This is a genomic window from Streptomyces sp. NPDC085900 (assembly GCF_044540925.1).
Lineage (GTDB): Bacteria > Actinomycetota > Actinomycetes > Streptomycetales > Streptomycetaceae > Streptomyces > Streptomyces gilvifuscus.
In genome coordinates this window covers 457,595-483,702 of the sequence record NZ_JBITSP010000006.1, presented here as the reverse complement: position 1 = coordinate 483,702, position 26,108 = coordinate 457,595, and the positions used below count along the sequence as shown (strand labels likewise).

The following is a 26,108-nucleotide window of genomic DNA, read 5'->3' as shown; positions in this document are numbered from 1 at the left end:
TACAGACTGTGCCCATGCTGGAGACCTCGGCTCGACTCCTGCGCCTGCTCTCGCTGCTCCAGGCGCACCGCGCATGGTCCGGCGCCGAGCTCGCCGACCGGCTCGGCGTCACTTCGCGCACCGTGCGCCGGGACGTGGACCGGCTGCGCGAGCTGGGCTACCCCGTCAACGCCAGCCCCGGGACCGGCGGCGGTTACCAGCTGGGCGCGGGCGCCGAGCTTCCGCCGCTGCTGCTGGACGACGACGAGGCGGTCGCCGTGGCCGTCGGCCTGCGCACGGCCGCCGGGCAGGGCATCGAAGGCATCGGCGAGACGTCCGTGCGGGCGCTCGCCAAGCTGGAGCAGGTGCTGCCGAGCAGGCTCCGCCGCCGGGTGGGCGCCCTGAACGCCTTCACCGTGCCGATGCTCCGGGGCCCGCAGCCGGGTGCCGTGGACCCGGCCGTCCTCACCGAACTGGCCAACCTCTGCCGAGACTCGGAGCGCCTGCGCTTCGAGTACAGCGACCGCCCCCACTCTCGAACAAGCTCGAGCGGGGGGACCCCCATCGGCTCCGCCTCCCGCCGTACCGTCGAACCCCACCGTCTGGTGTGCAGCGAGCGCCGTTGGTACCTGGTCGCCTGGGATGTGGACCGCGAGGACTGGCGTACGTTCCGCGTCGACCGCGTCACCCCGAAGCCGCCGCACGGGCCGCGCTTCGCCCCGCGCACCCCGCCGGCCGACGACCTCGCCGCGTACGTGTCGGAGGGCGTCTCCACGCGCGCGTACGCCGCGCACGCCGCCGTACGGCTGCTGGTGCCCGTCGAGGAGGCCGCCGAGCGGATCTCGCCGAGTGCCGGGCGACTGGAGGCGGACGGCCCCGACGCCTGCGTCCTGCGCACCGGGGCCGCGAGCCTCGACGTCATGGTCATCCACGTGATGATGACGGGCTTCGAGTTCGAGGTGCTGGAGCCGGCCGAGCTGACCGAGTCGATCAGGACCGCTCGGGACCGGCTGTCCCGCGCGCTTCTCCGCGGGGCCGAGAGGTCCACGACGGGTTCGTGACGCTGCGCCACGGGACCGCGCGGCCCGGGTCCGCCACGGCGTGCCCAGGGCAGGGGGTGTGCGGGGGTTCTGTGTCGGATCCATGCATTTCCCATGCGGTGTCGGCTTCCGCGGCCGGGGTCCGGAATCGGGCCGGATTCGAATGCCGGGGCGTCCGGGGACGGTTCTCCCGGCGCTTTCCGCGGGGCTATTCGACAAGGCCTCGTGACATGCGGGAATTACGGTCGAATGCCTGCGCAAGACGTGGGGAACCGCTCGTACGTGTGACGCAGCGCGGTCGAAACGCGTGTCGTGATCCTGTGACAGAAGTGTGACCGCGGGGGGATCTGTGACTCCTGGGACCGGCCCGGCCTTCCCCGGCCGGGGGGCAGCGCCTAGCGTGGCCGTATGGCACCGAATCCCGCTCCGCAGGCGGAGCCCCAGGACAGTCCGGATGCGTACGTCGGCCTCGACGCGGCGGACGCCGAGCGGCGCGCGCGCGAGCGCGGGTGGACCACGGTGCGCCCGCTGCCGCCGGGGGCGATCATCACCATGGAGTACCGGGCGGGCCGGCTGAACTTCGAGGTGCGGGACGGCCGCGTGGCACGGGCCTGGAAGGGCTGACACGGCACGAAGGCCCCGGTTCCGCGGGGAACCGGGGCCTTCGTCGTGCGGGGTCGGCTGTGCGTACCGGACCCCGATGTCCTCTGCCGGTCAGCCACCCGTCAGGGGGCGGGCCGGTGTCGGCGTGCCGCGCGGGACGCGGTCGGAGTGCGGTGGCCGGCGGCTGCCGATCGGGGTGACCGGCGTGCGCTCCGAGCGGACCGTGTGCGGGCCGGGAGCCAGGTAGGCGGGCGCCGCCCGCGGGGAACGGGCCGCGGGCTCGCGCGCCGCGGCCTCCTCCTGGGCGCTCGCGCGCGGATTGAGCAGTACCGGTGACCCGACGGGGGCGGGCGCGGGCGCGGGTGCGGGCGCCGGGACGCCGCCACGGGCGCGTCGGCGGTCGCGCAGATCGAGGATGCGGGCCTCGGCCCGGGCGATCAGCGGCTCGCACCAGGGCAGGGCCAGCAGGATCAGCAGACCTGCGGCCCAGCCGAGCAGGACGTCGCTCAGCCAGTGCGTACCGAGGTAGACGGTGGCCATGCCCACGCCCAGCGAGGTCACCGCGGACAGCGCCGACAGCCAGCGGCGGGCTCTCGGGGTGGAGGCCAGATAGGCCAGGATTCCCCAGGTCACGACGGCATTGGCGGTGTGGCCGCTGGGGAATATATCGCCGCCCAGGCCCATTTCGTTAGAGCCGATGGTGGTGGCGTAGTGCGGCCCGAGACGGCCCATGCCGTACTTGGCGGCGCCGACCGTGATGTTCAGCAGCAGCAGCGCGACGCCCAGCGTCAGCAGCGGGCGCAGCGTGTGCTGCCGCCAGGAGCGCCAGCCCAGCCAGGCGGCGACCATCACCGCGGTCGGGCCGCGCTGGCCCAGAACGACGTAGTAGTCGACGAACCAGTGGATGCCCGACCACTGCTGGTACGGGCGGAAGAACATGACCTGCCAGTCCAGCCGGACCAGCCACGAGGTGGTCACCACGGCCCACACGATCGCCAGATAGAACGCCAGGGTGCCGGTGAGCAGCGCCACCCGGTGCCGGCTCATCCTGGGCACATCGAGGTGGGCCGGTCGTTCCGGCTCCCTGTCGAGTCTGGCGAACACCCGGTCCAGACGGGTGAGCTTTCGTTCGGTACGCACCCAATCGACGTTACAGCGAGTGAGGTCGGTTCTCCCTCGATACCGCGTCTTTGTGATGACGATGTGATGTGGGATTCCTCTCAGGAGGGGCCTGAATTCCGAGGAATCCGCAATGCCGACCGGTCACCTCCTTCAATTCCATTGATCATTCTGCGAACCAGTTTTGTTGCACTTTTGAATTCGTTCACCGAATGCTGGGCCGGATTTGTCCTGGGGCTCACCGGGTCCCGCGAGTCGATCATGGCGGCCCGGTGCCGTTCAGCCAGAACGCTCCGTAAGCGGCCGACAGCACGGCGACACCGGCCACCACCAGCACCGTTCTGGACGTCCGCGAGCGGGCGAGCGCCCGGGCGAGCGGCAGCAGCAGCGGGAACGCCGGCAGCAGCAAACGCGGTTTCGAGCCGAAGTAGCTCGAGGCGCACAGGGCGAGCGCGGTGACGACACCGGCGTACACCAGGAGCGGAAGCGGCTGACGCTGTCGGACACAGACCGCGTACAGCCAGAGCACCAGCGCGACCCCGGCGATGATCGCGGCGCCCGCGAAGGCCCCCGGAACCGACTGGAACCTGTCGGCGACGAAGCGGGCGAAGGCGGCGCCGCCGTCGAAACCGTTGCGCCAGCCCGCCTGGACGTCGAGATAGCCCAGGGGGCCCTTGCCGGTGCGCCGGCCCACCCACAGGACGTAGCCGGCGGCGCCCAGCGGGGCGAGGAACATCCCCAGGGCGACCGGGAGGACCGCGGGGGCGCGGGGCGTGTCCGGTGCGCCGTCGGGTGCCCCGACGCGCTGCGCGCGGGCGTCCCGGGCCGGCGCGGGGGCGTGTTCGCCCGCACGGGCGCCGTGCGGGTCCGGCGAGCTTCGCCTGCGCACGAAAGAGATGATCCCGGCCACCCACACGGCGGCGACGACCGCGATCCCCACCGGCCGGGTCAGCCCCGCCAGCGCGGCCAGCGCCCCCGCCGCCGGCCAGCGGCCGGTCAGCACCGCGTACAGCGCCCAGGCGGCGAGCGCGGTGAACAGAGACTCGCTGTACGCCATGGACTGCACGATCCCGACGGGCAGCACGGCCCACAGCAGCACGGCGTACACCGCCGTCCCGCGGCCGTACACCCGCTCCGCGACCGCGAAGATCCCCCAGGCCGCGGCGAGCGAGGCGACGAGACTCACACCGAAGCCCGCGCCCGCGTACGACAGCGGCGTGACCGCGTGCAGCAGCCGCTCGAGCCAGGGCAGCAGCGGGAAGAACGCCAGGTTGGAGTGGACGTCGCCGTTCGGCAGCCGCACCTCGTAGCCGTATCCCAGCTCGGCCACCCTCGTGTACCACAGCGCGTCCCAGCGGGCCGTCAGCAGTGTGTACGCGCTCTTGCCGCGCGCGGCGGTCCACACCGCCAGGACCACCAGGCCCAGGGCGCGCACGGCCACGTACCCGAGCAGGGCGGGGGCCGCACGGCGCAGGGCCGGGGCACGGGGCGGCGCAACGCGCGTCACTAGGTCGGTCACGGGCTCGATTATCGACGGCCACCGCAACCGGGCGGGCGGGCGGCGCGTGATCGCCCGGGAGGGAGAGTGGCGCACGCCACACGAGTTTTCGCGCGTCTGAGATGTCCGCCACGTGACCGTGGCGCGAACTCGCGTACGCTGACGAGTCACTCGCCTTCGTTTGCGCGGGCCGGAGACAGCCGCTCCTCTCCGGCCGAGATCATGGGGAGTCCCCACCCCATGTGCCCGCCGAACGCGAGGAAGCATCTGGGAGGTACGTACATGTCCGGGACGACCACGGCCGCCCTCGCGCTGCGCCGTCGGGCGACCGGGGCCGGTGCCAACCGCTGGGTCGTCCTCTTCGTCCTCTGCATGAGCCTGCTGCTGGTCGCGCTCGACGCGACCGTGCTGCACGTGGCGGTCCCCGCCGTCACCGAGGACCTCAGGCCCGGCGCGATAGAACTGCTCTGGATCGTCGACGTCTACCCCCTCGTCTGCGCCTCGCTGCTGATCCTCTTCGGCACGCTGGGCGACCGCGTCGGCCGCAGACGGATCCTGCTCCTCGGCTACGCCCTTTTCGGCCTCGCCTCCGGCGTGGCGGCCCTCGCCCACGACCCGCAGGTCCTGATCCTCGCCCGCGCCCTGCTCGGCGTCGGCGGCGCGATGATCATGCCCGCCACGCTGTCGATCCTGCGCCAGGTCTTCCCGGACCGGCGGGAGAGGGCCCTCGCCATCGGCGTCTGGAGCGCCGTCGCCGCGGTCGGCGCCGCGGTGGGGCCCCTGCTGGGCGGCTTCCTGCTGGAGCACTTCTGGTGGGGCTCGGTCTTCCTCGTCAACATCCCGCTGATGCTGATCAGCCTGCCGGTCGGCCGGCTGCTCCTGCCCGAGTCGCGGGGCGCGGCCGACGGCCCCTGGGACGTGGTCGGCGCGCTGATGGCGGCGGCCGGGCTGTTCGGTGTGGTGCTGGGCGTCAAGCGCCTGGGCGGCGGGGAGCCGCCGCTCAGCGTCTTCACGCTGCTGCCGCTGGCGGTCGGCGCGGTGCTGATGGTCCTCTTCGTACGGCGGCAGCGGCGGCGTACGCATCCGCTGGTGGACCTCGGCATGTTCGCCCGGCCCGCGTTCAGCACCTCGGTCGGCTGCATCGTGCTGGCGATGCTCGCGCTGGTGGGCCTCGAACTGATCGCGGCCCAGTATCTGCAGCTGGTGCTGGGGCTGTCCCCGCTGGAGACGGGCCTGCGGCTGCTGCCGCTGACCTTCGCGGCGATGGCGGCGGGACTCGCGGGCGCCCGCATGCTGCGCCGCTTCGGGCCGCGCCGCATGGTGTCCTTCGGGTTCTGCCTGACGGCCGGCGCGGTGCTGCTGCTGACGCTGATGGGCGGGACGGACAACGCGGGGCTGCTGGTGTCCGGGTTCCTGCTGCTGGGCTTCGGTCTGGAGACCACGCTCTTCGGCGCCTACGAGTCGATGCTCAGCGAGGCTCCGCCGGCGCAGGCCGGCGGGGCGGCGGCCATCGGGGAGACGTCGTACCAGCTGGGCGCGGGGATCGGCATCGCGCTCCTCGGCAGCGTCATGAACGCGGCCTACGCGCCCGGGCTGTCGTCCGTCCCCGGTGTACCGGCGTCGGCGTCCGCCTCGGCGGCCCACTCGCTGGGCGAGGCGTACGACGTCGCCGGGCGGCTGGGCGGGCCCGTCGGCGTGGCCCTGCGCCGGGCGGCCATGAACTCCTTCGTGCACGGACTCCACGTGACCCTGCTGGTCAGCGCGGGCCTGCTGCTGCTGGGCGCGCTGATGGCGCTGCGGCTGCCGCGGACCATGCAGTGCGCGGAGCTCGCGGCACCGGTGGAGCTGCCCGCGCCACGGGAGGTCGCCGAGTCCCGGGTCTCGGCCTAGGGCCCGCGACGCCGAGCCGATCCAAACGACGGGCACTAGGCCCGCGACGCCGAGGCGATCCGTACGACGGGCCCCGGGTCACTGGACGTGCGGGACACTGCGTCGTAACGTCGGCCCCAGAGTCGTGACTAGCGCTGCTAGTTTTTCGTGTGCCGGAGGGTGTTCTGATGTCCGCGTCCTCGAAGTTGCCCCCGTTCGATCCCGCCGATCCCCTCGGCATCGACGACCTGCTGGAACCGGAGGACCTGGCCGTACGGGACACCGTGCGGGCCTGGGCCGCGGACCGTGTGCTGCCCCATGTCGCCGACTGGTACGAGAAGGGCGAACTGCCGGTCATCCGCGAGCTGGCCAAGGAGCTCGGGGGGATCGGAGCGCTCGGGATGTCGCTCGACGGGTACGGCTGCGCGGGCGCGAGCGCCGTGCAGTACGGGCTCGCCTGCCTGGAGCTGGAGGCCGCCGACTCCGGGATCCGGTCCCTGGTGTCCGTGCAGGGCTCCCTCGCCATGTACGCGATCCACCGGTTCGGCAGCGAGGAGCAGAAGCAGACGTGGCTTCCCCGGATGGCCGCCGGTGAGGTCATCGGATGCTTCGGCCTGACCGAGCCCGACCACGGCTCCGACCCCGCCTCCATGCGGACCTACGCCAAGCGCGACGGCTCCGACTGGGTGCTCGACGGGCGCAAGATGTGGATCACCAACGGCTCCGTCGCCGGGGTCGCCGTGGTGTGGGCGCAGACCGAGGAGGGCGTCCGGGGGTTCGTGGTGCCCACGGACACTCCCGGGTTCTCCGCCCCCGAGATCAAGCACAAGTGGTCCCTGCGGGCGAGCGTGACCAGTGAACTCGTGCTCGACGACGTACGGTTGCCCGCCGACGCCGTGCTGCCGGAGGTCGTGGGGCTCAAGGGGCCGCTGAGCTGCCTTTCCCACGCGCGCTACGGCATCGTGTGGGGGGCGATGGGAGCCGCCCGGTCCTGTTTCGAGACCGCCGTCGACTACGCGAAGGCACGCGAGCAGTTCGGCCGGCCCATCGGCGGCTTCCAGCTCACCCAGGCCAAGCTCGCCGACATGGCCGTCGAACTGCACAAGGGGATTCTGCTCGCCCACCACCTGGGGCGGCGCATGGACGCCGGCCGCCTGCGTCCCGAGCAGGTCAGCTTCGGCAAGCTCAACAACGTACGGGAGGCCATCGAGATCTGCCGGACGGCCCGGACGATCCTCGGGGCCAACGGGATCTCCCTCGAATACCCCGTCATGCGGCACGCGACCAACCTCGAGTCGGTGCTGACGTACGAGGGGACCGTCGAGATGCACCAGCTCGTGCTGGGCAAGGCGCTCACCGGGCTCGACGCCTTCCGGTGAACCCTGCGCGGGGGCAGGGCCGGTGAGCGGCCCTGCCTCAGCTCTGGTTGAAGAAACCGTCCTCGCGGCGCCCGGCCGGCTCACCGCTGACGATCTCGGTGTTGGCAGGGGTCAGCAGGAACACACGGGTCGCGACCCGCTCGATGGTGCCGCGCAGGCCGAAGGTCAGCCCGGCCGCGAAGTCCACCACGCGCTTGGCGTCGGCGGCCTCCATGGCCGTGAGGTTCACGATGACCGGCACGCCCTCACGGAACAGCTCGCCGATGGCGCGCGCGTCCCGGAAGCTGTCCGGGGTCACCGTGCCGATGCGGCGGCCCTTCTCCTCGGCGACGTCCGAGGCCACCTTGACCCGCGGGTCGGTGACCCAGGCATCCCCGGGCTGCTCGGTCCCCTCGGAGTAGTCGTCGTCGTAGTAACGCTCGTCATCGTTGTCGTCGACGAGGCCAAGCCAGGCGCTCGCCTTGCGTACCGATCCCATGGACGCCTCCTCTCACAGCGGTCTTTCTTGCTTCCGCATCCCTATCGTCATCCATGATGCGGATGCCGCGCCAAGTGGATAGACGCCGCGCGGGGGGTTTGTGACGGTACTGGTGCACAGCGAATACGTCGAGAGCCCGGGTGCCCCAAGGGTCCTGCGGTAAACGGCTGCTGACTGTGAGTGAAATATGATTCTTCGCGGCGTACGGGTGATGAGCGGTGCGTACGGGTGAACGAGCGGCCGATACGATGCGGCAGCTCACCGCATATCGGATGGCACACGCGCCACGGGGGGAACGTCGTGTTCGGAATCGTCAGGCCCTGTATCCATCGGCTCGGGGAGAGCCTCAAAACCCAGTGGACAGCGCATTTGTGCGGGCTGTGTCTCGCCCTGCGCAAGGATCACGGACAGTTCGCGCGGCTCGTGACGAACTACGACGGGCTGCTGATATCGGTTCTGACGGAAGCTCAGGCCGAGCGGATGGGCAATCGGCGGCGGACTGCGGGACCCTGTCCGTTGCGCGGAATGCGCACCGCCTCCGTCGCTCAGGGTGAGGGCGCGCGGCTCGCGGCCGCCGTCTCGCTGGTGCTCGCCTCGGCCAAGGTGCGTGACCATGTCGCCGACGGCGACGGGCTGCTGGCCCGCGGGCCGGTGGCGTTCGCCGCGCGCCGGGTGGCCGCGAACTGGGATGCCGCGGGGATCCGCAGCGGATCCGGCGTCGGCTTCGACACGACGGTGCTGACCGATGCCGTGGACCGGCAGGCGGGCATCGAGGCCCTCGCCGGGCCCGGAACGCCGGTCCTGACGGTCACCGAGCCGACCGAGACCGCGACCGCCGCCGCCTTCGCGCACACGGCGGTGCTGGCCGGGCGCCCGGTGAACGCCGTGCCGCTCGCCGAGGCCGGACGGCTCTTCGGACGGCTCGCGCATCTGCTGGACGCCGTGGAGGACCGGGAGGCCGACGCCGCGTCAGGTGCCTGGAACCCGCTCACCGCGACGGGGACCCCGCTCACCGAGGCCCGGCGGCTGGCCGACGACGCGCTGCACGGGATAAGGCTCGCCCTGCGGGAGGCGGAGTTCACCGACGGCAGGCTGGCACACCGGCTGCTCGTGCACGAACTGCGCGCCTCCGTCGACCGGGCCTTCGGGACCACCTCCTGCGCACACGGCGCGGCACCCTCGCTCGCCGGACCGTACGCGCCGCCCGGTCATCCGGGCGGGCCGCCGTCCGGGCCGCCCCGGCGTGACCGGCGCGGGCTGCTCGCCGGGTGCGCGGTGTGGGCGGGCCTGGCCTGCACGTGCCAGTTGTGCTGCGGCCAGTACGAGGACCCGTGGAGCCGCGAGCGCAAGGACGGTCTGTGCAACGGCACCGACTGCGGCGACTGTTGTGACTGCTGCGACTGCGACTGCTGCGACGGGTGCGACTGCTGCGACTGCGGCTGCGACTGCTGAGTCCTCGACGGACGAGACCGCCGAGTCCTGTACGTCCGCGGTGAACGGCGGCGCGCCTGCGGACGTACAACTCGTCGTAGGCGGGGCGACGCTGACGCTCGAACGGCGGCACATGGAGGATCAGGGATCATGTCCGGGCGCTGTGACAGGGTCGTGCCGCTTGCCGTGAAGATCGTGGTCAGCGGAGGGCTCGGGGCCGGGAAGTCCACGTTCATCGGGGCGATCTCGGAGCTTGAGACGGTGGACTCGGAGGCGGCGATCACCGAGGTCTCGGTGGGCGTCGACTCCCTCGACGGGGTCGAGTCCAAGACCACCACGACCGTCGCCCTGGACTTCGGCCGCATCACCCTCGATCCGACCATCGCGCTGTATCTGTTCGGGACGCCCGGGCAGGGCCGGTTCTCCTTCCTGTGGGACGACCTGGTGGAGGGCGCGCTCGGGACCGTCGTCCTCGCCGACCCCCGCCGGATCGAGGAGAGCTTCCCGGCGGTCGATTACTTCGAGACCCACGGCACGCCCTTCGTGCTGGCGGTGAACCGCTTCGACGGCGCCGAGCGGTTCGAACTGGAGGACGTACGGGAGGCGCTGGGCCTGCACGTCGAGGTTCCGGTCCTCGAGTGCGACGCGCGGGAACGAGCGTCGGTGCGCAATGTGCTCGGGGCGTTGATGGACGAGGTGGTCGGCGACCGGGCCGCGACTTCCGGACGGCGGACGGCCACGCGGGGCGGACCGCGTGCCGTGACGGCCGGGTGAGACGCGGCGAACCGGAAAGCGGATCCGGACGGGCGAATTCCGGACATCCTCGGGTGCCTGGACCGCCCACGGCGCCGACGTGCCGCCGACGGTGGGTCGGGCGGCCGTGCTCCGGGGGTCCGCCACTCTCCCGACTTCACCTGAACCAGGGGTAGTTGACGCTCCCTGAGCCTCCGCAGAGCCGGTCTTGTGGCCGACGGGCGCACGACGGTCGGCCGCGGTCGCAACCTGGTCCGAACCAGGGCGTGCGTGGCCAAAACCCGTGGCTCGTTCACTGTTCGACGACCGAAAGGCGCCCTTGCGGCTACCGGTCGTTCGGCCGAATACTCCCGGCAAGCGCTTGTCAGGGGCATGTGTGTCCGCAATCCGGACGCCGAGTCCCCGGCTGCGCCTCACGGGGCCCCGACCCCACGCGGGCCCCCCGACTTCCCCTTGGGAGGAACGAACGTGAGGATCAAGCGCACCACCCCTCGCAGTGGCATTTCGAGACGGAGCCGGCTGATCGCCGTCACCACCGGCCTCGTGGCCGCCGCGGCGTTCGCGGTCCCCAGCGCGAACGCGTCCGAGACCCCCACCACCTTCAGCGCCTCCGCCCTGAAGGGTGTGAGCGGCTCGGTGCTCAAGGCAGACGTCCCGGGCACCGCCTGGGCCGTCGACAGCTCGACCAACCGCGTTGTCGTCACCGTCGACAGCACGGTCTCCAAGGCCGAGATCGCCAAGATCAAGCGTGAGGCCGGCAGCAAAGCCGGGGCCCTCACCATCAAGCGCTCGGCCGGGCAGTTCAAGCCCCTGATCTCCGGCGGCGACGCCATCTACGGCGGCTCCTACCGCTGCTCGCTCGGCTTCAACGTGCACAGCGGCAGCACCTACTACTTCCTGACCGCCGGTCACTGCGGTGAGGTCGCCTCCACCTGGTACTCCAACTCAGGCCACACCACGGTGCTGGGCAGCAACGTGAGCTACAGCTTCCCGGGCAACGACTTCGCCCTGGTGCGCTACACCAACTCCTCGGTCTCGCACCCGAGCACGGTCGGCAGCCAGACCATCACCAGCGCGGCCACCCCGAGCGTCGGCACGACCGTCTACCGCCGCGGCTCCACCACCGGCACGCACAGCGGCCGGGTCACCGCGCTGAACGCCACCGTCAACTACGGCAGCGGCGACGTCGTCTCCGGTCTGATCCAGACCACGGTCTGCGCCGAGGGCGGCGACAGCGGCGGTCCGCTGTACGCGGGCACCGTGGCCTACGGTCTGACCTCCGGCGGCAGCGGCAACTGCACCTCCGGCGGCACGACCTTCTTCCAGCCGGTCACCGAGGCGCTGAGCTACTACGGCGTGAGCATCGGCTGACGTCTCCCTTCAGTGGCCCCCGCACGCGAACGGCGTGCGGGGGCTCCCTCTTGTCCCGGCCCGGGGTTACCGTCGAGTGTCGGGTAGGGCTCAGCTCAGTCCCCTGGGGGGCCGGCATGGTCGAGGAGCTGGTGGCGGCGGGAGTGACCCTCGCGTCCGCCGGAGCGGTGTACGTGATGGCGGCGGCGCGGGTCGTCAAGCAGTACGAACGGGGTGTGGTCTTCCGGCTCGGGCGGCTCAGGCCCGAGGTGCGCGGACCCGGGTTCACGATGATCGTGCCGTTCGTGGACCGGCTGCAGAAGGTCAACATGCAGGTCGTGACGATGCCGGTGCCCGCGCAGGAGGGCATCACCCGGGACAACGTGACGGTGCGGGTGGACGCCGTCGTCTACTTCAAGGTGACCGGGCCGGCCGAGGCGGTCGTCCGGGTGGAGGACTACCGGTTCGCGGTCTCGCAGATGGCGCAGACCTCGCTGCGGTCCATCATCGGCAAGAGCGAGCTGGACGATCTGCTCTCCAACCGCGAGAAGCTCAACCAGGGGCTGGAGCTGATGATCGACAGCCCGGCCGTCGAGTGGGGCGTCACCATCGACCGCGTCGAGATCAAGGACGTGTCCCTGCCGGAGACGATGAAGCGCTCCATGGCCCGGCAGGCCGAGGCCGACCGGGAGCGGCGGGCCCGGGTCATCAACGCCGACGCGGAGCTGCAGGCGTCGAAGAAGCTCGCCGAGGCGGCCAAGGAGATGTCCGAGCAGCCCGCCGCGCTGCAACTGCGGCTGCTGCAGACCGTGGTGGCGGTGGCGGCCGAGAAGAACTCCACGCTCGTCCTGCCCTTCCCGGTGGAGCTGCTGAGGTTCCTGGAGAAGGCGCAGCAGGCGGTGCCGACTGCTCCCGCACAGCCGTCGCAACCGGCACCGCAACCGGTGCAGGAGCAACTCCCGCCCGCCGGGCCCCGGATGGATCAGGAACCCGAGGGGTCGATTTCAGGACAGGACTAGACCTCACCGAGTGCGCACGGGCCACTCGCGCGTGGTGTTTGCACTGCGAAGTCCCGGGGTGACCGTGGACCGTCAAATGGGAAGGGGCGCGCGAAGTGCGTTCTACGCGCGTCCGGAACACGCCCTTGTGTGCTCCCCGTCGGCCTCGGAATAGTGAACGCCGTTCAACGCCTTCCGGCCCCCCGAGGTCCCCACAACCTCGGTCCGGGCCCATCCCCCCACAGGAGGACGTGAGTTGAAGCACCGACGCATACCCAGGCGGCGTGCGGCCCTGGCCGGGGCGGGCATTGCCGCACTGGTGGCCGCGGGAGTCACCTTCCAGACTGCGAACGCAAGTGAGCCCGCGAAGACTTCCGAGCCGCGGACGCTGTCGCTCGCCGCGGCCGGAAAGCTCGCCTCGACGCTCGGCGACGACCTCGGTACGGCGGCCGCGGGAACGTATTACGACGCGAAGGCCAAGAGTCTCGTCGTCAACGTCCTCGACCGGAGTGCCGCGAGGACGGTCGAGGCGGCCGGCGCCAGGGCCAGAGTCGTCCGGCACTCCCTCGCCCAACTCGACGCCGCCCGGACGACCCTGACGAAGGACGCCACCATTCCCGGCACGTCCTGGTCGACCGACCCGGTCGGCAACAAGGTCGTCGTGACCGCCGACAGGACTGTGTCGGGCGCCGCGTGGGCCAAGCTGTCCAAGGTCGTCGACGGGCTCGGCGCCAAGGCCGAACTCAAGCGCTCCAAGGGGGAGTTCAAGCCCTTCGTGGCCGGCGGCGACGCCATCACCGGCTCGGGCGGACGCTGCTCGCTCGGCTTCAACGTGACCAAGGGCGGCGATCCGTACTTCCTCACCGCCGGGCACTGCACGGACGCCATCTCCAGCTGGTCGGACTCCAGCGGGACGCAGATCGGCACGAACGCCGACTCGCAGTTCCCGGGCAACGACTTCGGGCTGGTCAAGTACACGGCCGCCGTGGACCACCCGAGCGCGGTCGACCTCTACAACGGCTCCACGCGGGCCATCACGCACGCCGCCGAGGCCACCGTGGGGGAGAAGGTGACGCGCAGCGGCTCCACCACCCAGGTCCACACCGGTACCGTCACCGGTCTCAACGCCACCGTGAACTACTCCGAGGGCACGGTCAGCGGACTCATCCAGACCGACGTGTGCGCCGAGCCCGGCGACAGCGGCGGCTCGCTGTTCGACGGCGACGCGGCGATCGGGCTCACGTCCGGGGGCAGCGGCGACTGCACCTCGGGCGGCGAGACGTTCTTCCAGCCGGTCACCGAGGCCCTGTCGGCCACCGGGACGCAGATCGGCTGAGCACGGCCGCCGACGAGGTCCCGCCCCGTGTGCGAGGGGCGGGACCTCGCGTGTGCTCTCCGGCGCGTCCGGGACCTTCCGCCATACCTGCAGGGACCTTCTTCCTTTCATTGGGGCCGTTCTCGTATCGATGATCGATCGCCACCGATATCGAATGGAGGTGTCGGAGAAGGCTGGGACGAAGGAGGCCTGACATGCAGGTCGTGGACCGGGTGAACGAACTGGTGGAGAGTGCCCTGGAGGCGCTGGGCCGGTTCGAGTCGTACGACCAGGAGCAGGTCGACCACATCGTCACGAAGGCGTCCCTCGCGGCGCTCGCCGCGCACGGGGAACTGGCGAGCGCGGCCGTCGAGGAGACCGGGCGCGGACTGTTCGAGGACAAGGCGGTCAAGAACATCTTCGCCTGCGAGCACGTCACCCACTCGATGCGCGGTCTGCGCACGGTGGGCGTCGTCCACCGCGACGAGCTCACCGGCGTCACCGAGATCGCGGAGCCCGTCGGTGTCGTGTGCGCGATGACGCCGGTCACCAACCCGACCTCCACCACCGTCTTCAAGGCGCTCATCGCCCTGAAGACCCGCAACCCGATCATCTTCGCCTTCCACCCCAACGCCCAGAAGTGCTCGCGCGAGGCCGCACGCATCGTGCGGGACGCGGCGATCGCCGCCGGTGCGCCGGAGGGCTGCGTGCAGTGGATCGAGGAGCCGTCGATGGAGGCGACGCGGCTGCTGATGAACCACGACGGCGTCTCCACCATCCTCGCCACCGGCGGCAACTCGATGGTCCGGGCCGCCTACTCGTGCGGCAAGCCCGCCCTGGGCGTCGGCGCCGGAAACGTGCCCGCCTACGTCGCCGCCGACGCCGACCTCGCCCGGGCGATCCACGACATCGTCCTGTCCAAGGCCTTCGACAACGGCATGATCTGCGCCTCCGAGCAGGCGATCGTCCTGGACGCGGAGGTGTACGAGGCGGGTGTCGCCGAGATGAAGCGGCTCGGCGCCCATGTCGTCACCGCCGCGGAGAAGGAGAAGCTGGAGGAGTTCCTCTTCGGTGTCGCGGCCCACGGCGCCAACTGCGCCACCGCCAGGCTGAATTCGACGGCGGTCGGCAAGTCCGCCTCCTGGATCGCCGAACAGGCCGGTTTCGCCGTGCCCGAGGGCACCTCGATCCTGGTCGCCGAGTGCGCGGAGGTCGGCGAGCGCGAACCGCTGACCAGGGAGAAGCTGTCCCCGGTGCTGGCCGCGCTGAGGGCCGAGGACACCGAGCACGGAATCCGGCTGGCCATGCGGATGGTCGAGTTCGACGGACTCGGGCACTCCGCCGCGATCCACACCGAGGACGAGGAACTGGCGGAGGAGTTCGGCAAGCGGGTCAAGGCGATCCGCGTCATCGTCAACGCGCCGACCAGCCTCGGCGGCATCGGCGACGTCTACAACGCCTTCCTGCCCTCGCTCACCCTCGGCTGCGGCTCGTACGGGCACAACTCGGTGTCCAACAACGTCTCCGCGGTGAACCTGCTCAACATCAAGCGGATCGGGCGGCGCAACAACAACATGCAGTGGTACAAGGTGCCGCCGAAGATCTACTTCGAGAAGGGCGCCCTGCGCTATCTGAAGGCCATGCCCGACGTGCACCGCGTCACGATCGTCACCGACCGCACCATGGAGCGGATCGGCTTCGTGCGCCGGGTCACCGAGATCCTCAACTCCCGTGAGGAGCCGGTGCTGCTGCAGTACATCGACAACGTCGAGCCCAACCCGGAGCTGGCCACCGTACGGGCGGGCGCGGCCGAGATGCGGGAGTTCCGGCCGGACACCATCATCGCGCTCGGCGGCGGCTCGCCGATGGACGCGGCGAAGGTCATGTGGCTGATGTACGAGCGGCCCGAGGTGGAGTTCGCGGACACCAAGGAGAAGTTCTTCGACATCCGCAAGCGCGCCTACCGCTTCCCCCAACTCGGCGACAAGGCCAAGCTGATCGCCATCCCCACCACGTCGGGCACCGGCTCCGAGGTCACCCCGTTCGCGGTCATCTCCGACCCCTCGGCCGCCCAGAAGTACCCCCTCGCCGACTACGCCCTCACCCCGCACGTGGCGATCGTCGACCCGGTCCTGGCGATGAACCTCCCGCCGACCGTCACCGCCGACTCCGGCTTCGACGCCCTGACCCACGCGACGGAGGCGTACGTCTCGGTCTACGCCTCGGACTTCACCGACGGCCAGTGCCTGCAGGCCATCAAGCTGATCTTCGAGAACCTGGAGGCCTGCGTGAAGGAGGGGGCCCGGGCGCCCAAGGCGCGGGAACGGATGCACAACGCGTCGACCATCGCCGGCATGGCCTTCGCCAACTCCTTCCTCGGCCTCGTCCACGCCATGGCGCACACCCTGGGCAACACCTTCCACGTCGCCCACGGCCGGACGAACGCGCTGCTGCTGCCGCACGTCATACGGCACAACGGCAAGGTGACCCACAAGGCCACCCCGTGGCCGAAGGCCGAGACCTACCGCGCCCCGGAGCGCTACCAGGACATCGCCCGCATGCTGGGCCTGCCGGCCGCGACCCCCGAGGAGGGCGTGGAGTCGTACGCCCGCGCGGTCGAGGACCTCCGCGAGCGCTGCGGCATCCCGGCCTCCTTCCAGGAGGAGGGGGTCGACGAGGAGGCCTTCCTCGCCGCCATCCCGCAGCAGGCCCTGAACGCCTACGCCGACCAGTGCGCGCCCGCCAACCCGCGGATGCCGATGATCGACGACATGCGGGAGCTGATGCGCAGGGCGTACTACGGCGTCTGAGCCGGCCGGGGCCCGCCCCGGCGCCTCGTCCGCAGCACCGCCGCCACCAGTGTGATCACGATCCCGGCCGCCGCCCATGCCGAAAGCACCAGCAGGGCGGCGGTCGTGTCGTTGCCGTCGAAGTAGGCGATGGACCGGGCCACCCAGGTGCCCGCGCCCGGCGGCAGCGCCGGACCGATCGCCTTCCAGAACGGCGGCAGCATCGGCAGCGGGAAGGCGCCGCCCGCGCTCGGGTTGCCCGCGATCACCACGAGCAGGATCGCCAGACCGATGCCGACGATGCCGAAGACCCCCTGGAGCGCGAGCGTCGCCGCCCCCACCGCGAAGGTCACCAGCGCGCCCAGCCCCCACAGGGCCGCCACACTCCCCGGCAGCGCGCCCAGGATCGGTCCCACGATCACCGCGCCCCCGAGCCCTCCGACGAGCGACACCAGCACCATCACGGCCAGCCGGATCGTCGCCCGGCTCACGTTGGCGGGCCGGGCGCCCGTGCTGATCGCCAGGATCGAGGCGCACAGATAGCCGCCCACGCACCAGCCCACCACCAGGTAGAAGGACGTGAGCCCGTCGAAGTCCTGGGGGGACGCCGGCGCCACGTCCAGCGTCCGGACCGTCCGCTGCTGGGAGGCCTCCAGGACGGTGAGGTACCTCTCCAGGGTGGTCGCGAGGACGGTGCCGCCGCCGGAGGCGACCAGGAGGGTGTCGGTCGTCCGGGCCGGGTGCACGATCAGCGCCCCGTCGATCTCGCGGTTCATGATCTTCTTCCTGGCCGTCGCCTCGTCGGCCACCGCGCGCGGGTCCAGCGGCGAGCCCGGCAGCCTCTCCAGCCGGGTCACCGCCTGCTGGGCGGCCGCCGCCGGCGCGACGACCCCGAAGGGCACGTCCCTGGGCTTCGGATCGTGCAGCGCGCCCACATAGGAGGCGATGAACAGCAGCTGAAGGGCGATCACACCGAGGACCAGCACGGTGGCCCGCGGGGTGACGGCGTCCTTCACCTCGGCGAGGAAGGAGGACGAACGGGGAGCGGGTGGAGCGCCGGCGCCGGTGGTCTGCGTCATGCCCCCAACGTCGGGGCTGCCGGACGTTTCCGCAGGTGGGACACGTCCGAACGGATGCCGTACAAGTGTTCGAGAATGGGGGTATGGTGGGAGTGTCGTCGGGAACTGATGTTCGAGAGCCGTTCGGGGCTCGCGAGTGCGGGAGGTGCGTGTGCCGGGTTTCACGCATCTGCACACCGTCTCCGGGTTCTCCCTGCGCTACGGCGCCTCCCACCCGGAGCGGCTGGCCGAGCGCGCCGCCGAGCGGGGCATGGACGCCCTCGCCCTCACCGACCGCGACACCGTCGCCGGCACCGTCCGCTTTGCCAAGGCCTGCGCGAAGGCGGGCGTCCGCCCGCTGTTCGGCGCGGAACTCGCGGTGGAGCCGCCCGCCCGGATCCGGAAGGACGATCCGGTACGACGGGACAGGCGCCGCACCCCCGTACGCGGCGGCGCCTTCGTCGACGAGTCGACACCCCGCGTCACCTTCCTGGCCCGCGACGGCGCCCGCGGCTGGGCCGACCTGTGCCGTCTGGTCACCGCCGCCCACACCGCCGAAACCCAGCCCCTGCTGTCCTGGGACGCCAACCACGCCGACGGTCTGACCGTCCTGCTCGGCCCCGCCTCCGACGTCGGCCGCGCACTGGCGGCCGGCCGCCCCGACCGCGCGGCCGGGCTCCTCGCCGCCTGGCGGGAGATCTACGGCGACGCCCTGCGCCTGGAGGCCGTCTGGCACGGCCGCACCGGCACCGGCCCCGGCTCGCTGCGCCTGGCCGCCCGTACCGTGGGCTTCGCCGCCGAGCAGGGCGTCCGGCCGGTGCTCAGCAACGCCGTCCGCTACGCCGACCCGGGCCTCGGCCCGGTCGCCGACGTCCTGGACGCGGCCCGCCGGCTCGTCCCGATCGACCCCGCGGGGGAGCTGGACTCCGGTGCGGCCTGGCTCAAGGGCGCCGACGACATGCTCCGGGTCGCCGAGCGCGTCGTCGAGGCCGCGGGCTTCCGGCGCGACACCGCCCGCAGGCTGCTGGAGCAGACGCGGGCCACGGCCGCCGAGTGCCTGGTGGACCCCGAGGACGACCTCGGCATGGGCTCCGTCCACTTCCCCGAGCCGCATCTGGTCGGCGCGGGCCGCCGCACCGCCCAGCGGGCGCTCGCCTCCCGGGCGGCGGCCGGGATGGTGCTGCGCGGCCACGCGGGAAAGCGCGAATACTGGGAGCGGATGCACCACGAGCTGGACATCATCGCCCACCACGGCTTCGCCTCCTACTTCCTGACGGTCGCTCAGGTCGTGGACGACGTACGGGACATGGGCATTCGGGTCGCCGCGCGCGGCTCCGGGGCCGGCTCCCTGGTCAACCACCTCCTCGGCATCGCGAACGCCGATCCGGTCGAGCACGGGCTGCTGATGGAGCGCTTCCTGTCCAAGGAGCGGGTCGTGCTGCCCGACATCGACATCGACGTGGAGTCCGCGCGCCGGCTGGAGGTCTACCGCGCGATCATCGGCCGGTTCGGCGAGGAACGGGTCGCCACCGTCGCGATGCCGGAGACCTACCGCGTCCGCCATGCCATCCGGGACGTGGGCGCGGCCCTGTCCATGGACCCCGCCGAGATCGACCGGGTCGCCAAGTCCTTCCCGCACATCCGGGCGCGCGACGCCCGCGCGGCGCTGGCGGAGCTGCCCGAACTGCGGCGGCTGGCGGGGGAGCAGGAGAAGTACGGACGGCTCTGGGAACTGGTCGAGGCCCTCGACGCCCTTCCGCGCGGGGTCGCCATGCACCCGTGCGGGGTGCTGCTGTCCGACGCGTCCCTGCTCGGCCGTACGCCGGTCATGCCGACCAGCGGCGAGGGACTGCCCATGTCGCAGTTCGACAAGGACGACGTGGAGGACCTCGGGCTGCTCAAGCTCGACGTCCTGGGCGTGCGGATGCAGTCGGCGATGGCGCACGCGGTCGCCGAGGTGGAGCGGGCGACGGGGGAGCGGATCGACCTGGACGCGCTGGCGCCGGGCGACCCGGAGACGTACCGGCTCATCCGGTCCACCGAGACGCTGGGCTGCTTCCAGATCGAGTCGCCGGGCCAGCGGGACCTGGTGGGGCGGCTGCAGCCGGCCACCTTCCACGACCTCGTCGTCGACATCTCCCTCTTCCGGCCCGGTCCGGTCGCCGCCGACATGGTGCGGCCGTTCATCGAGGCGCGGCACGGACGGGCGCCCGTCAGGTATCCGCACCGGGATCTGACCGAGCCGCTGAAGGGGACGTACGGGGTCGTCGTCTTCCACGAGCAGATCATCGACATCGTCGCCGTCATGACCGGCTGCGGGCGGGGCGAGGCGGACCGGATCCGGCGCGGGCTGTCCGCCCCGGAGTCGCAGGGGCGGATCAAGGTGTGGTTCGCCCAGCACGCGGCGGCGAACGGATATGACGCAGAAACGATTCAGCGCACCTGGGAGATCGTCGAGGCCTTCGGGTCGTACGGCTTCTGCAAGGCGCACGCGGTCGCCTTCGCCGTGCCGACGTACCAGTCGGCGTGGCTGAAGGCGCATCATCCGGCGGCCTTCTACGCGGGGCTGCTCACCCACGACCCCGGGATGTACCCCAAGCGGCTGCTGCTGGCGGACGCGCGGCGGCGCGGGGTGCCGGTGCTGCCGCTGGATGTGAACAAGTCGGCGGTCGCACACCGTATCGAACTGGTGTCTGAATCTGAGGGGGTGTGGGGTCTGCGACTGGCACTCTCCGACGTGCACGGCATCAGCGAGGCCGAGGCCGAACGGATCGCCCAGGGCCGGCCGTACGCCTCCCTGCTGGACTTCTGGGAGCGGGCCCGGCCGAGCCGGCCGCTGGCCGGGCGGCTCGCCCAGGTCGGCGCCCTGGACGCGTTCGGCGCCAACCGCCGCGATCTGCAACTGCACCTGACCGAACTGCACCGGGGCGCCCGGAGCGGGGGCGGCGGCCAACTCCCGCTGGCGGGAGGGCGCAAGACCGCTCCGGCCGGGCTGCCGGACCTGTCGGAGGCGGAGAAGCTCAGCGCCGAACTGGGCGTGCTGTCGATGGACGCCTCGCGCAACCTGATGGACGACCACCGGGCGTTCCTCGACGAGCTGGGCGTGGTCTCCGCGCGCCGGCTGCGAGAGGTGCGGCACGGGGAGACGGTGCTGGTCGCGGGCGCGAAGGCGGCCACCCAGACGCCGCCGATCCGGTCCGGCAAGCGGGTCATCTTCTCGACCCTGGACGACGGCACGGGCCTGGTCGACCTCGCCTTCTTCGACGACTCCCACGACACCTGCGCCCACACCGTCTTCCACTCCTGGCTGCTGCTGGTGCGCGGGGTCGTGCAGCGGCGCGGACCGCGCAGCCTGAGCGTGGTCGGGGCCGCCGCCTGGAACCTCGCCGAACTGCTGGAGGTGCGCGAGGAGGAAGGGCTGGACGGCGTCGCGGCCCGGCTCGCGGAGCCGCCCGCGGACGGCGGCGGTTCGTCACCGGCGAGGCTCGCCGGATCGGACGGACAGCCGGCGCCCGCGGGCTCCGCGGCCCGCGACCCGATGGAGGACCGGAGGATCCGCATGCCCACGGGGTACGAGATGCACCCCTGGGCGGATCTGCGCCCCGCGGGCGAAGGGCCCGCGGTGGGAAGGAAGTTGTGGCACCAGAGTCCGGGGAGTGCGGGATGACCGTTCTGTGCGTACGTTTCCAGCTGCCGCCGGCGGGCGAGGCGGCTCTGCCGGGGCTGCTCGGCCTGCTGGAGGAGTTCACCCCGGTCGTGGAGGCGCTGCCGCCGGACGGGGTGCTGGCCGATCTGCGGGGCGCCGAAAGGTACTTCGGGCGCAGCGCCGTCGAGCTGGCCTCGGTGATCCGCGTCCGCGCCCTCGCCCTGCACGGCGTCGACTGCGTGATCGGCGCCGGACCGGGGCCGATGCTGGCCCGCGTGGCCCTGCGCGACGCCCGGCCGGGCGTGACGTGCGCGGTGCCCGAGGACGCCGTGGCGGCGTTCCTCGCGAACCGGCCGGTGGCCGTGCTGCCCGGGGTCGGTACGGCGACGAGCCGCACCCTGTGCGAGTACGGCCTCGACACCCTGGGCCGGGTGGCGGCCGCCCCCCTCTCCACGCTCCAGCGCCTGATCGGCGCGCGGGCGGGCCGCGAACTGCACGAGAAGGCGAACGGCGTCGACCGCGGCCGGGTCGTCCCGAACGGCGTCTCACGCTCCCTCGCCACCGAACGGCCCTTCCCCCTGGACGAGTTGGACCCGGACCGGCATCGCCGCGCCCTGCTGTCGGCCGCCGAGGAACTGGGCGCCCGGCTCCGCGCCCTCGACAAGGTCTGCGGCGCCCTCACCCTCACCGTGCGCTACGCCGACCGCACCGCGACGACCCGCACCCGCACCCTGCGCGAGCCGACCGCGCACTCCGCCGCCCTGACGAGGACGACGTACGCCATGTACGAGGCCCTCGGCCTGCAGCGCGCCCGCGTGCGCGCCCTCGTGCTGCGCGCCGAGTCCCTCGCTCCCGCCGAACAGGCCTCCCATCAGCTCACCTTCGACCCCGTGGACGAGAAGGTCCGCCGCGTGGAGGAGGCCGCGGACCGGGTGCGGGCGAAGTTCGGGCCGGGGGCGGTGATCCCGGGGGCGCTGGCGGCGTGACGTCCCCGGGGCGGCAGGTCAGTTGGCCCACGGAGGCGTGAGCCGCGTGCCGTCGGCCAGTTCCGCCTCCAGGCCGATCGACGTGGTGACCCAGGAGATCGCCGTCTGCTCGGTCGGGTTCTCGACGGTCAGGGTCGCGCCGGGGTTGACGATCAGCGTGTCGCCCGCGGTGATCCGGTCGGTGCGGTCGTCGAGCGTGACGACCAGTTCGCCGACGATGAGGTGGAAGATCTCCTCCCGGCTGACGGTGTGGGCGGGGGCCCTGGTGCCGGGCGGGATCTCCCCGCGCCAGGCGCACAGCTCCTTGCTGCCGGTGCGCGGGGTGACGTACGAGACGAAGCGGGCGCCGTGGATCTCGTGGGTGACCGCTTCGGACGTGCGGATGACGGGCATGGCTCTCCTTCGAGGGAAGATGGTCAAGCTGCTTGACCATCCGGGATGGGTCTATGGTCAAGCTGCTTGACCAATCCGTCAAGGGTGTTTCAATGCCTCCGTGCACAACTCCGAGGCCATGGCCCTGTCCGCCGCCCTGCTCGCCGTCGCCGGCGAGCTCACCCAGCGCATCAACGAGGGTGTCGTCGCCCGCGGCTTCGAGGGAATGCGGCCCGCGCACGGATTCGCCTTCACGCGGCTGGCCCCGGACGGGGCGACGGTCACCGAACTCGCCGCGCATCTCGGAGTCACCAAGCAGGCCGCCAGTCAGCTCGTCGACGAGGTCGTGCGCAAGGGGTACGCCGAGCGGCGGCCGCACCCCGCGGACGCGCGGGCGCGGCTGGTCGTGCTGACCGAGCGGGGATGGGCCTGCACCCGGGCCGCGGAGGCGGCCGCGGCGGAAGTGGTGCGGGAGTGGGCGGACGTACTCGGTGAGGGTGAAGTGCGGGCGTTGCGCGAGCAATTGGGACGCATTGCGCCCTATGGTCCGATCAGGCCCGCCTGGTGACGGTTCATCGGCAGCTACCGGCGAGTCGGTTATCACTGGAAGTTTTTACTGACGCGTAACTTCACACTTGCACTACTCGTCCGTAACTTGACGAGTGAACAGCATCCTTCGTGATCCGGATCACAGGGCGTAAGGCCATCGCAACTCCCTTGAGCCGCAAGGAGATCACACGATGCTGCCCTGGAACCGAGTGCTCAGAGCCCTGGCCGCGGTGCTGCTGACCGCCGCGGTCGCCCTCGTCCCCGCCACCAGCGCCCATGCCGCCACCGCACCGTCGAGCGGCTGGAACGACTACTCCTGCAAGCCCTCCGCCGCCCATCCCCGCCCCGTCGTCCTGGTCCACGGCACCCTCGGCAACTCCGTGGACAACTGGCTGGGCCTCGCGCCCTACCTGGAGGACCGCGGCTACTGCGTCTTCTCCCTGGACTACGGCCAGCTCTCCGGCGTCCCCGTCTTCTACGGCCTCGGCCCCATCGACAAGTCGGCCGGGCAGCTCTCCGCCTTCGTCGACAAGGTCCTCACCGCCACCGGCGCCGCCAAGGCCGACCTCGTCGGCCACTCGCAGGGCGGCATGATGCCCCGCTACTACCTCAGGTTCCTCGGCGGAGCCGCCAAGGTGAACGCCCTGGTCGGCATCGCGCCCGACAACCACGGCACCGACCTGAACGGTCTGACCAAGCTGCTGCCCTACTTCCCGGGCGCCGCCGACCTGCTCAACGCCGCCACCCCGGGCCTCGCCGACCAGATGGCCGGCTCCGCCTTCCTCACCAAGCTCAACGCCGGCGGCGACACCGTCCCCGGCGTCCACTACACGGTCATCGCCAGCAAGTACGACGAGGTCGTCACGCCGTACACGAGCCAGTTCCTGAGCGGCTCCGACGTGCACAACGTCCTCATCCAGAACCTGTGCTCGCTGGACCTCTCCGAACACGTCCTGATCGGTCTCACCGACCGGATCGCCTTCCATGAGGTGGCCAACGCGCTCGACCCCGCGCACGCCACCGCGACCACCTGCGCGTCGGTGCTGAGCTGACGCACGAGCGGGGCTCGTCCGGCCTGAGCCGCCGGACGGGCCCCGCCCTCCGTGGCCGTACTAGCGGCCCTGCCGTCCGCCGTCGTTCGCGCGGCGGCGGACCGAGGCGAACAGGGCGGCCGAACCGAGCGCCAGGGCGGCCGCACCGCCCACGGCGAGGTACGGGGTGTCGCCGCCGCCTCCCGTCTCGGCGAGCCTCTCCGAAGCACCGGCCGCCTCGGGCGCGTTGACCGGAGTGGGGTCCGCGGACGTCGCGGCGTCCTGGTCGCCGTGCCCGTGATGCTCCACCGTCGATCTGCCGGCCCCCGCCTCGATCTGCTCGTCGGAAGGCGCGGAGGCGGTGGGCGCGGGCGACGAGCCGCCCCCCGAACCGGTGCCCGCGGTGTTCCCGGCGCCCGCGCCGAACGTGACGTCCGAGCAGGAGTAGAAGGCCTCGGGGCTGTCCGAGCGCTGCCAGATCGCATACAGCAGCTGCCGGCCGGAGCGCTCGGGGAGCGTGCCGGAGAACGTGTAGAAGCCGCCCGAGGCAGCCGGGTCGGTGGCGGTCGCGACCGGGTGCTCCATGTCCAGGTCGGACCAGGCCAGGGGCTTGGCAGGGTCGTATCCCGCCTTGGTGACGTACACCTTGAAGGTGCCCTTGTGCGGGGCCGTCACGCGGTACTTGAAGGTGTACGACCCGCTGCGCACGCTCGTCGCCGGCCAGTCCGCGCGCGCCAGGTCGAGACCCTTGAACTCCTCGTTGTTCGCGCTGCACAGCTTGCCGTCCGGGATCAGCTGCTGGTGGCGGCCGTTCGCGTCGCCGATGCGGATGCCGTTCCAGTCGTAGAGCGCCTGGGTGCCGCCGGTCGCGACCGCCGCCTTGCAGGCGTCCGACTTCGGGCTCTCCGGGTTCTCCGCGTAGCACTGGGCGACCCGGCTGACCGGATCGCCCATCGTCCCGTGCGCCGACGCCGGGGCGGCGGCCAGGGCGGTCAGGGCGAGCGGAGCGGCGCCGAGGGCGGCGATCGTGGCGACCGTGCGGCGGCGTGCGGGCATGCGGAATCTCCTCGGAACGGTTCCGGTCTGGTCGGCGCCGATCACAAGCGATCGGGAGCCGTATCCAAGAAACCGTGAAATCGCCTGCTGGGGGCGGGTGCGAGAGATCCTTATGCTCGCGTTAAGGGAGTGCTGAGACGGAGATCAGGTAGGTACCGTGTCGGCATGGGAGATGAGCGGATCCGGGCGGCCGTCGCCTCCGACGTGGCGGCCGTGAAGGAGGTGACCGACGCCGCGTACCACCGCTACATCGAGCGGATCGGGGTGGTGCCGGTGCCCATGGAGGCGGACCACGCGGCGAACGTGGCGGCGGGAAAGGTGTTCGTGACGGGAGAGCCCGTCATCGGGCTGGTCGTCCTGGAGGAACACGACGACCATCTGTTCCTCGACAGCATCGCCGTCCACCCCGACGTGCACGGCACCGGCGTGGGGCGACGACTGCTGCACTTCGTGGACGCACACGCGCGTGCGCTCGGCCTTCCCGAGGTCAGGCTCTACACGAACGCCCTGATGCACGAGAACCAGAAGATCTACCCGAAGTACGGCTACGAGGTCGTGGGGCGGCGCGTGGACGGCCCCTACGACCGCATCCGCTACCGAAAGCGGCTGGACTGACGACCGGCGCCGACGGCGGTCCTCACCCGTTCGGCCACCACGTTCTCGCGATGTCCTTGCGCACCTCCGGACGACCGGCGGGACGCTCGTCGGCCTCTTCCCGGACCCTGCGCGAGTCCGTCTTCCTCAGGGGCTTCTGCACAGTTGTCCGGCGCATGGCTGCCTCCTTCAGTGCCTACCGGGTTCCGCGTTCT

General features: G+C 71.6%; 22 protein-coding genes. 15 read left to right on the top strand and 7 right to left on the bottom strand.

Translation table 11 applies throughout. The annotated features are described in order from the left end of the window. The first annotated feature begins 14 nt into the window (after positions 1 to 14). Both ACIGDI_RS23760 and ACIGDI_RS23755 read left to right on the top strand, forming a co-directional pair. Entirely contained in the window at positions 15 to 1,040 is a 1,026-nt protein-coding gene (locus tag ACIGDI_RS23760; RefSeq protein ID WP_399899904.1) for a helix-turn-helix transcriptional regulator, read from the top strand. A gap of 387 nt (positions 1,041 to 1,427) precedes the next feature. Beyond that, positions 1,428 to 1,643 carry an I78 family peptidase inhibitor gene (locus ACIGDI_RS23755; RefSeq protein WP_399899902.1) on the top strand — a complete coding sequence of 72 codons (216 nt, stop codon included), beginning with the start codon at positions 1,428 to 1,430 and terminating at the stop codon, positions 1,641 to 1,643. Between the two features lie 90 nt (positions 1,644 to 1,733). Here ACIGDI_RS23755 and ACIGDI_RS23750 read toward each other — a convergent pair whose 3' ends face one another. Then, on the bottom strand, positions 1,734 to 2,762 hold the full coding sequence (locus ACIGDI_RS23750; protein ID WP_399899899.1) for a phosphatase PAP2 family protein: 1,029 nt from the start codon (positions 2,760 to 2,762) through the stop codon (positions 1,734 to 1,736). A 238-nt stretch (positions 2,763 to 3,000) separates the two neighbouring features. Continuing rightward, positions 3,001 to 4,260: a glycosyltransferase family 39 protein gene (locus tag ACIGDI_RS23745; RefSeq protein WP_399899896.1), complete on the bottom strand. Its 1,260-nt coding sequence runs from the start codon at positions 4,258 to 4,260 to the stop codon at positions 3,001 to 3,003. A 261-nt stretch (positions 4,261 to 4,521) separates the two neighbouring features. Between ACIGDI_RS23745 and ACIGDI_RS23740 the strand changes: the two genes are divergently transcribed. Together ACIGDI_RS23740 and ACIGDI_RS23735 are read left to right on the top strand one after the other, a co-directional pair. Next, entirely contained in the window at positions 4,522 to 6,129 is a 1,608-nt protein-coding gene (locus tag ACIGDI_RS23740; protein ID WP_399899893.1) for an MFS transporter, read from the top strand. A 167-nt stretch (positions 6,130 to 6,296) separates the two neighbouring features. Further along, positions 6,297 to 7,487, top strand: coding sequence for an acyl-CoA dehydrogenase family protein (locus ACIGDI_RS23735; protein WP_399899890.1), 1,191 nt, complete (start codon positions 6,297 to 6,299; stop codon positions 7,485 to 7,487). Positions 7,488 to 7,524: 37 nt separating this feature from the next. Here ACIGDI_RS23735 and ACIGDI_RS23730 read toward each other — a convergent pair whose 3' ends face one another. Then, positions 7,525 to 7,965, bottom strand: a complete 441-nt coding sequence (locus ACIGDI_RS23730; protein ID WP_200699766.1) for a cell division protein SepF — start codon at positions 7,963 to 7,965, stop codon at positions 7,525 to 7,527. A gap of 300 nt (positions 7,966 to 8,265) precedes the next feature. On the opposite strand from ACIGDI_RS23730, the gene ACIGDI_RS23725 reads away from it, so the two are divergent. The 6 genes from ACIGDI_RS23725 (at position 8,266) to adhE (ending at position 16,622) form a co-directional block, all read left to right on the top strand. Continuing rightward, the gene (locus ACIGDI_RS23725; protein WP_399899887.1) at positions 8,266 to 9,417 is read left to right on the top strand and encodes a DUF5685 family protein; all 1,152 of its coding nucleotides are present in this window, start codon (positions 8,266 to 8,268) and stop codon (positions 9,415 to 9,417) included. 129 nt (positions 9,418 to 9,546) lie between these two features. Continuing rightward, positions 9,547 to 10,170: a GTP-binding protein gene (locus tag ACIGDI_RS23720; protein WP_399899885.1), complete on the top strand. Its 624-nt coding sequence runs from the start codon at positions 9,547 to 9,549 to the stop codon at positions 10,168 to 10,170. Between the two features lie 447 nt (positions 10,171 to 10,617). Further along, complete coding sequence (locus tag ACIGDI_RS23715) at positions 10,618 to 11,520, top strand: S1 family peptidase (RefSeq protein ID WP_399899883.1); 903 nt, start codon at positions 10,618 to 10,620, stop codon at positions 11,518 to 11,520. A gap of 116 nt (positions 11,521 to 11,636) precedes the next feature. Then, positions 11,637 to 12,518: a slipin family protein gene (locus tag ACIGDI_RS23710; RefSeq protein WP_399899880.1), complete on the top strand. Its 882-nt coding sequence runs from the start codon at positions 11,637 to 11,639 to the stop codon at positions 12,516 to 12,518. Between the two features lie 235 nt (positions 12,519 to 12,753). Further along, on the top strand, positions 12,754 to 13,833 hold the full coding sequence (locus ACIGDI_RS23705; protein WP_399899877.1) for a S1 family peptidase: 1,080 nt from the start codon (positions 12,754 to 12,756) through the stop codon (positions 13,831 to 13,833). A 194-nt stretch (positions 13,834 to 14,027) separates the two neighbouring features. Beyond that, the gene (adhE, locus tag ACIGDI_RS23700; RefSeq protein ID WP_399899874.1) at positions 14,028 to 16,622 is read left to right on the top strand and encodes a bifunctional acetaldehyde-CoA/alcohol dehydrogenase; all 2,595 of its coding nucleotides are present in this window, start codon (positions 14,028 to 14,030) and stop codon (positions 16,620 to 16,622) included. Here adhE and ACIGDI_RS23695 read toward each other — a convergent pair. Further along, positions 16,610 to 17,680 carry a DUF3533 domain-containing protein gene (locus ACIGDI_RS23695; RefSeq protein ID WP_399899871.1) on the bottom strand — a complete coding sequence of 357 codons (1,071 nt, stop codon included), beginning with the start codon at positions 17,678 to 17,680 and terminating at the stop codon, positions 16,610 to 16,612. The two genes, adhE and ACIGDI_RS23695, sit on opposite strands and share 13 nt — an antisense overlap. A 151-nt stretch (positions 17,681 to 17,831) precedes the next feature. Here ACIGDI_RS23695 and ACIGDI_RS23690 point away from each other — a divergent pair, with 151 nt between their 5' ends. Both ACIGDI_RS23690 and ACIGDI_RS23685 read left to right on the top strand, forming a co-directional pair. Beyond that, on the top strand, positions 17,832 to 21,326 hold the full coding sequence (locus ACIGDI_RS23690; RefSeq protein WP_399899868.1) for a DNA polymerase III subunit alpha: 3,495 nt from the start codon (positions 17,832 to 17,834) through the stop codon (positions 21,324 to 21,326). Further along, positions 21,323 to 22,291, top strand: coding sequence for a DNA polymerase thumb domain-containing protein (locus ACIGDI_RS23685; RefSeq protein WP_399899865.1), 969 nt, complete (start codon positions 21,323 to 21,325; stop codon positions 22,289 to 22,291). Before ACIGDI_RS23690 ends, ACIGDI_RS23685 begins: the two co-directional genes overlap by 4 nt. An 18-nt stretch (positions 22,292 to 22,309) precedes the next feature. Here ACIGDI_RS23685 and ACIGDI_RS23680 read toward each other — a convergent pair whose 3' ends face one another. Further along, the gene (locus tag ACIGDI_RS23680; RefSeq protein WP_399899862.1) at positions 22,310 to 22,684 is read right to left on the bottom strand and encodes a cupin domain-containing protein; all 375 of its coding nucleotides are present in this window, start codon (positions 22,682 to 22,684) and stop codon (positions 22,310 to 22,312) included. 100 nt (positions 22,685 to 22,784) lie between these two features. Here ACIGDI_RS23680 and ACIGDI_RS23675 point away from each other — a divergent pair, with 100 nt between their 5' ends. Next, the gene (locus tag ACIGDI_RS23675) at positions 22,785 to 23,231 is read left to right on the top strand and encodes a MarR family winged helix-turn-helix transcriptional regulator (protein WP_200699777.1); all 447 of its coding nucleotides are present in this window, start codon (positions 22,785 to 22,787) and stop codon (positions 23,229 to 23,231) included. A 172-nt stretch (positions 23,232 to 23,403) separates the two neighbouring features. Next, complete coding sequence (locus ACIGDI_RS23670; protein ID WP_399899859.1) at positions 23,404 to 24,264, top strand: esterase/lipase family protein; 861 nt, start codon at positions 23,404 to 23,406, stop codon at positions 24,262 to 24,264. Between the two features lie 60 nt (positions 24,265 to 24,324). Here the strand turns inward: ACIGDI_RS23670 and ACIGDI_RS23665 are convergent, their stop codons facing one another. Continuing rightward, positions 24,325 to 25,299: a lytic polysaccharide monooxygenase gene (locus tag ACIGDI_RS23665; RefSeq protein WP_399899856.1), complete on the bottom strand. Its 975-nt coding sequence runs from the start codon at positions 25,297 to 25,299 to the stop codon at positions 24,325 to 24,327. Positions 25,300 to 25,464: 165 nt separating this feature from the next. Between ACIGDI_RS23665 and ACIGDI_RS23660 the strand changes: the two genes are divergently transcribed. Further along, the gene (locus ACIGDI_RS23660; protein WP_399899853.1) at positions 25,465 to 25,914 is read left to right on the top strand and encodes a GNAT family N-acetyltransferase; all 450 of its coding nucleotides are present in this window, start codon (positions 25,465 to 25,467) and stop codon (positions 25,912 to 25,914) included. A 22-nt stretch (positions 25,915 to 25,936) separates the two neighbouring features. Here the strand turns inward: ACIGDI_RS23660 and ACIGDI_RS23655 are convergent, their stop codons facing one another. Beyond that, on the bottom strand, positions 25,937 to 26,071 hold the full coding sequence (locus ACIGDI_RS23655) for a hypothetical protein (protein ID WP_384818347.1): 135 nt from the start codon (positions 26,069 to 26,071) through the stop codon (positions 25,937 to 25,939). Positions 26,072 to 26,108: the final 37 nt, after the last annotated feature.

Bases quoted from the DNA above. Each gene is read 5' to 3' on its own strand.
- ACIGDI_RS23695 (WP_399899871.1), bottom strand. From the start codon at position 17,680: ATGACGCAGACCACCGGCGCCGGCGCTCCACCCGCTCCCCGTTCGTCC.
- ACIGDI_RS23735 (WP_399899890.1), top strand. From the start codon at position 6,297: ATGTCCGCGTCCTCGAAGTTGCCCCCGTTCGATCCCGCCGATCCCCTC.
- ACIGDI_RS23685 (WP_399899865.1), top strand. From the start codon at position 21,323: ATGACCGTTCTGTGCGTACGTTTCCAGCTGCCGCCGGCGGGCGAGGCG.
- ACIGDI_RS23720 (WP_399899885.1), top strand. From the start codon at position 9,547: ATGTCCGGGCGCTGTGACAGGGTCGTGCCGCTTGCCGTGAAGATCGTG.
- ACIGDI_RS23710 (WP_399899880.1), top strand. From the start codon at position 11,637: ATGGTCGAGGAGCTGGTGGCGGCGGGAGTGACCCTCGCGTCCGCCGGA.
- ACIGDI_RS23740 (WP_399899893.1), top strand. From the start codon at position 4,522: ATGTCCGGGACGACCACGGCCGCCCTCGCGCTGCGCCGTCGGGCGACC.
- ACIGDI_RS23665 (WP_399899856.1), bottom strand. From the start codon at position 25,299: ATGCCCGCACGCCGCCGCACGGTCGCCACGATCGCCGCCCTCGGCGCC.
- ACIGDI_RS23730 (WP_200699766.1), bottom strand. From the start codon at position 7,965: ATGGGATCGGTACGCAAGGCGAGCGCCTGGCTTGGCCTCGTCGACGAC.
- ACIGDI_RS23755 (WP_399899902.1), top strand. From the start codon at position 1,428: ATGGCACCGAATCCCGCTCCGCAGGCGGAGCCCCAGGACAGTCCGGAT.
- adhE (WP_399899874.1), top strand. From the start codon at position 14,028: ATGCAGGTCGTGGACCGGGTGAACGAACTGGTGGAGAGTGCCCTGGAG.
- ACIGDI_RS23655 (WP_384818347.1), bottom strand. From the start codon at position 26,071: ATGCGCCGGACAACTGTGCAGAAGCCCCTGAGGAAGACGGACTCGCGC.
- ACIGDI_RS23760 (WP_399899904.1), top strand. From the start codon at position 15: ATGCTGGAGACCTCGGCTCGACTCCTGCGCCTGCTCTCGCTGCTCCAG.
- ACIGDI_RS23680 (WP_399899862.1), bottom strand. From the start codon at position 22,684: ATGCCCGTCATCCGCACGTCCGAAGCGGTCACCCACGAGATCCACGGC.
- ACIGDI_RS23670 (WP_399899859.1), top strand. From the start codon at position 23,404: ATGCTGCCCTGGAACCGAGTGCTCAGAGCCCTGGCCGCGGTGCTGCTG.
- ACIGDI_RS23660 (WP_399899853.1), top strand. From the start codon at position 25,465: ATGGGAGATGAGCGGATCCGGGCGGCCGTCGCCTCCGACGTGGCGGCC.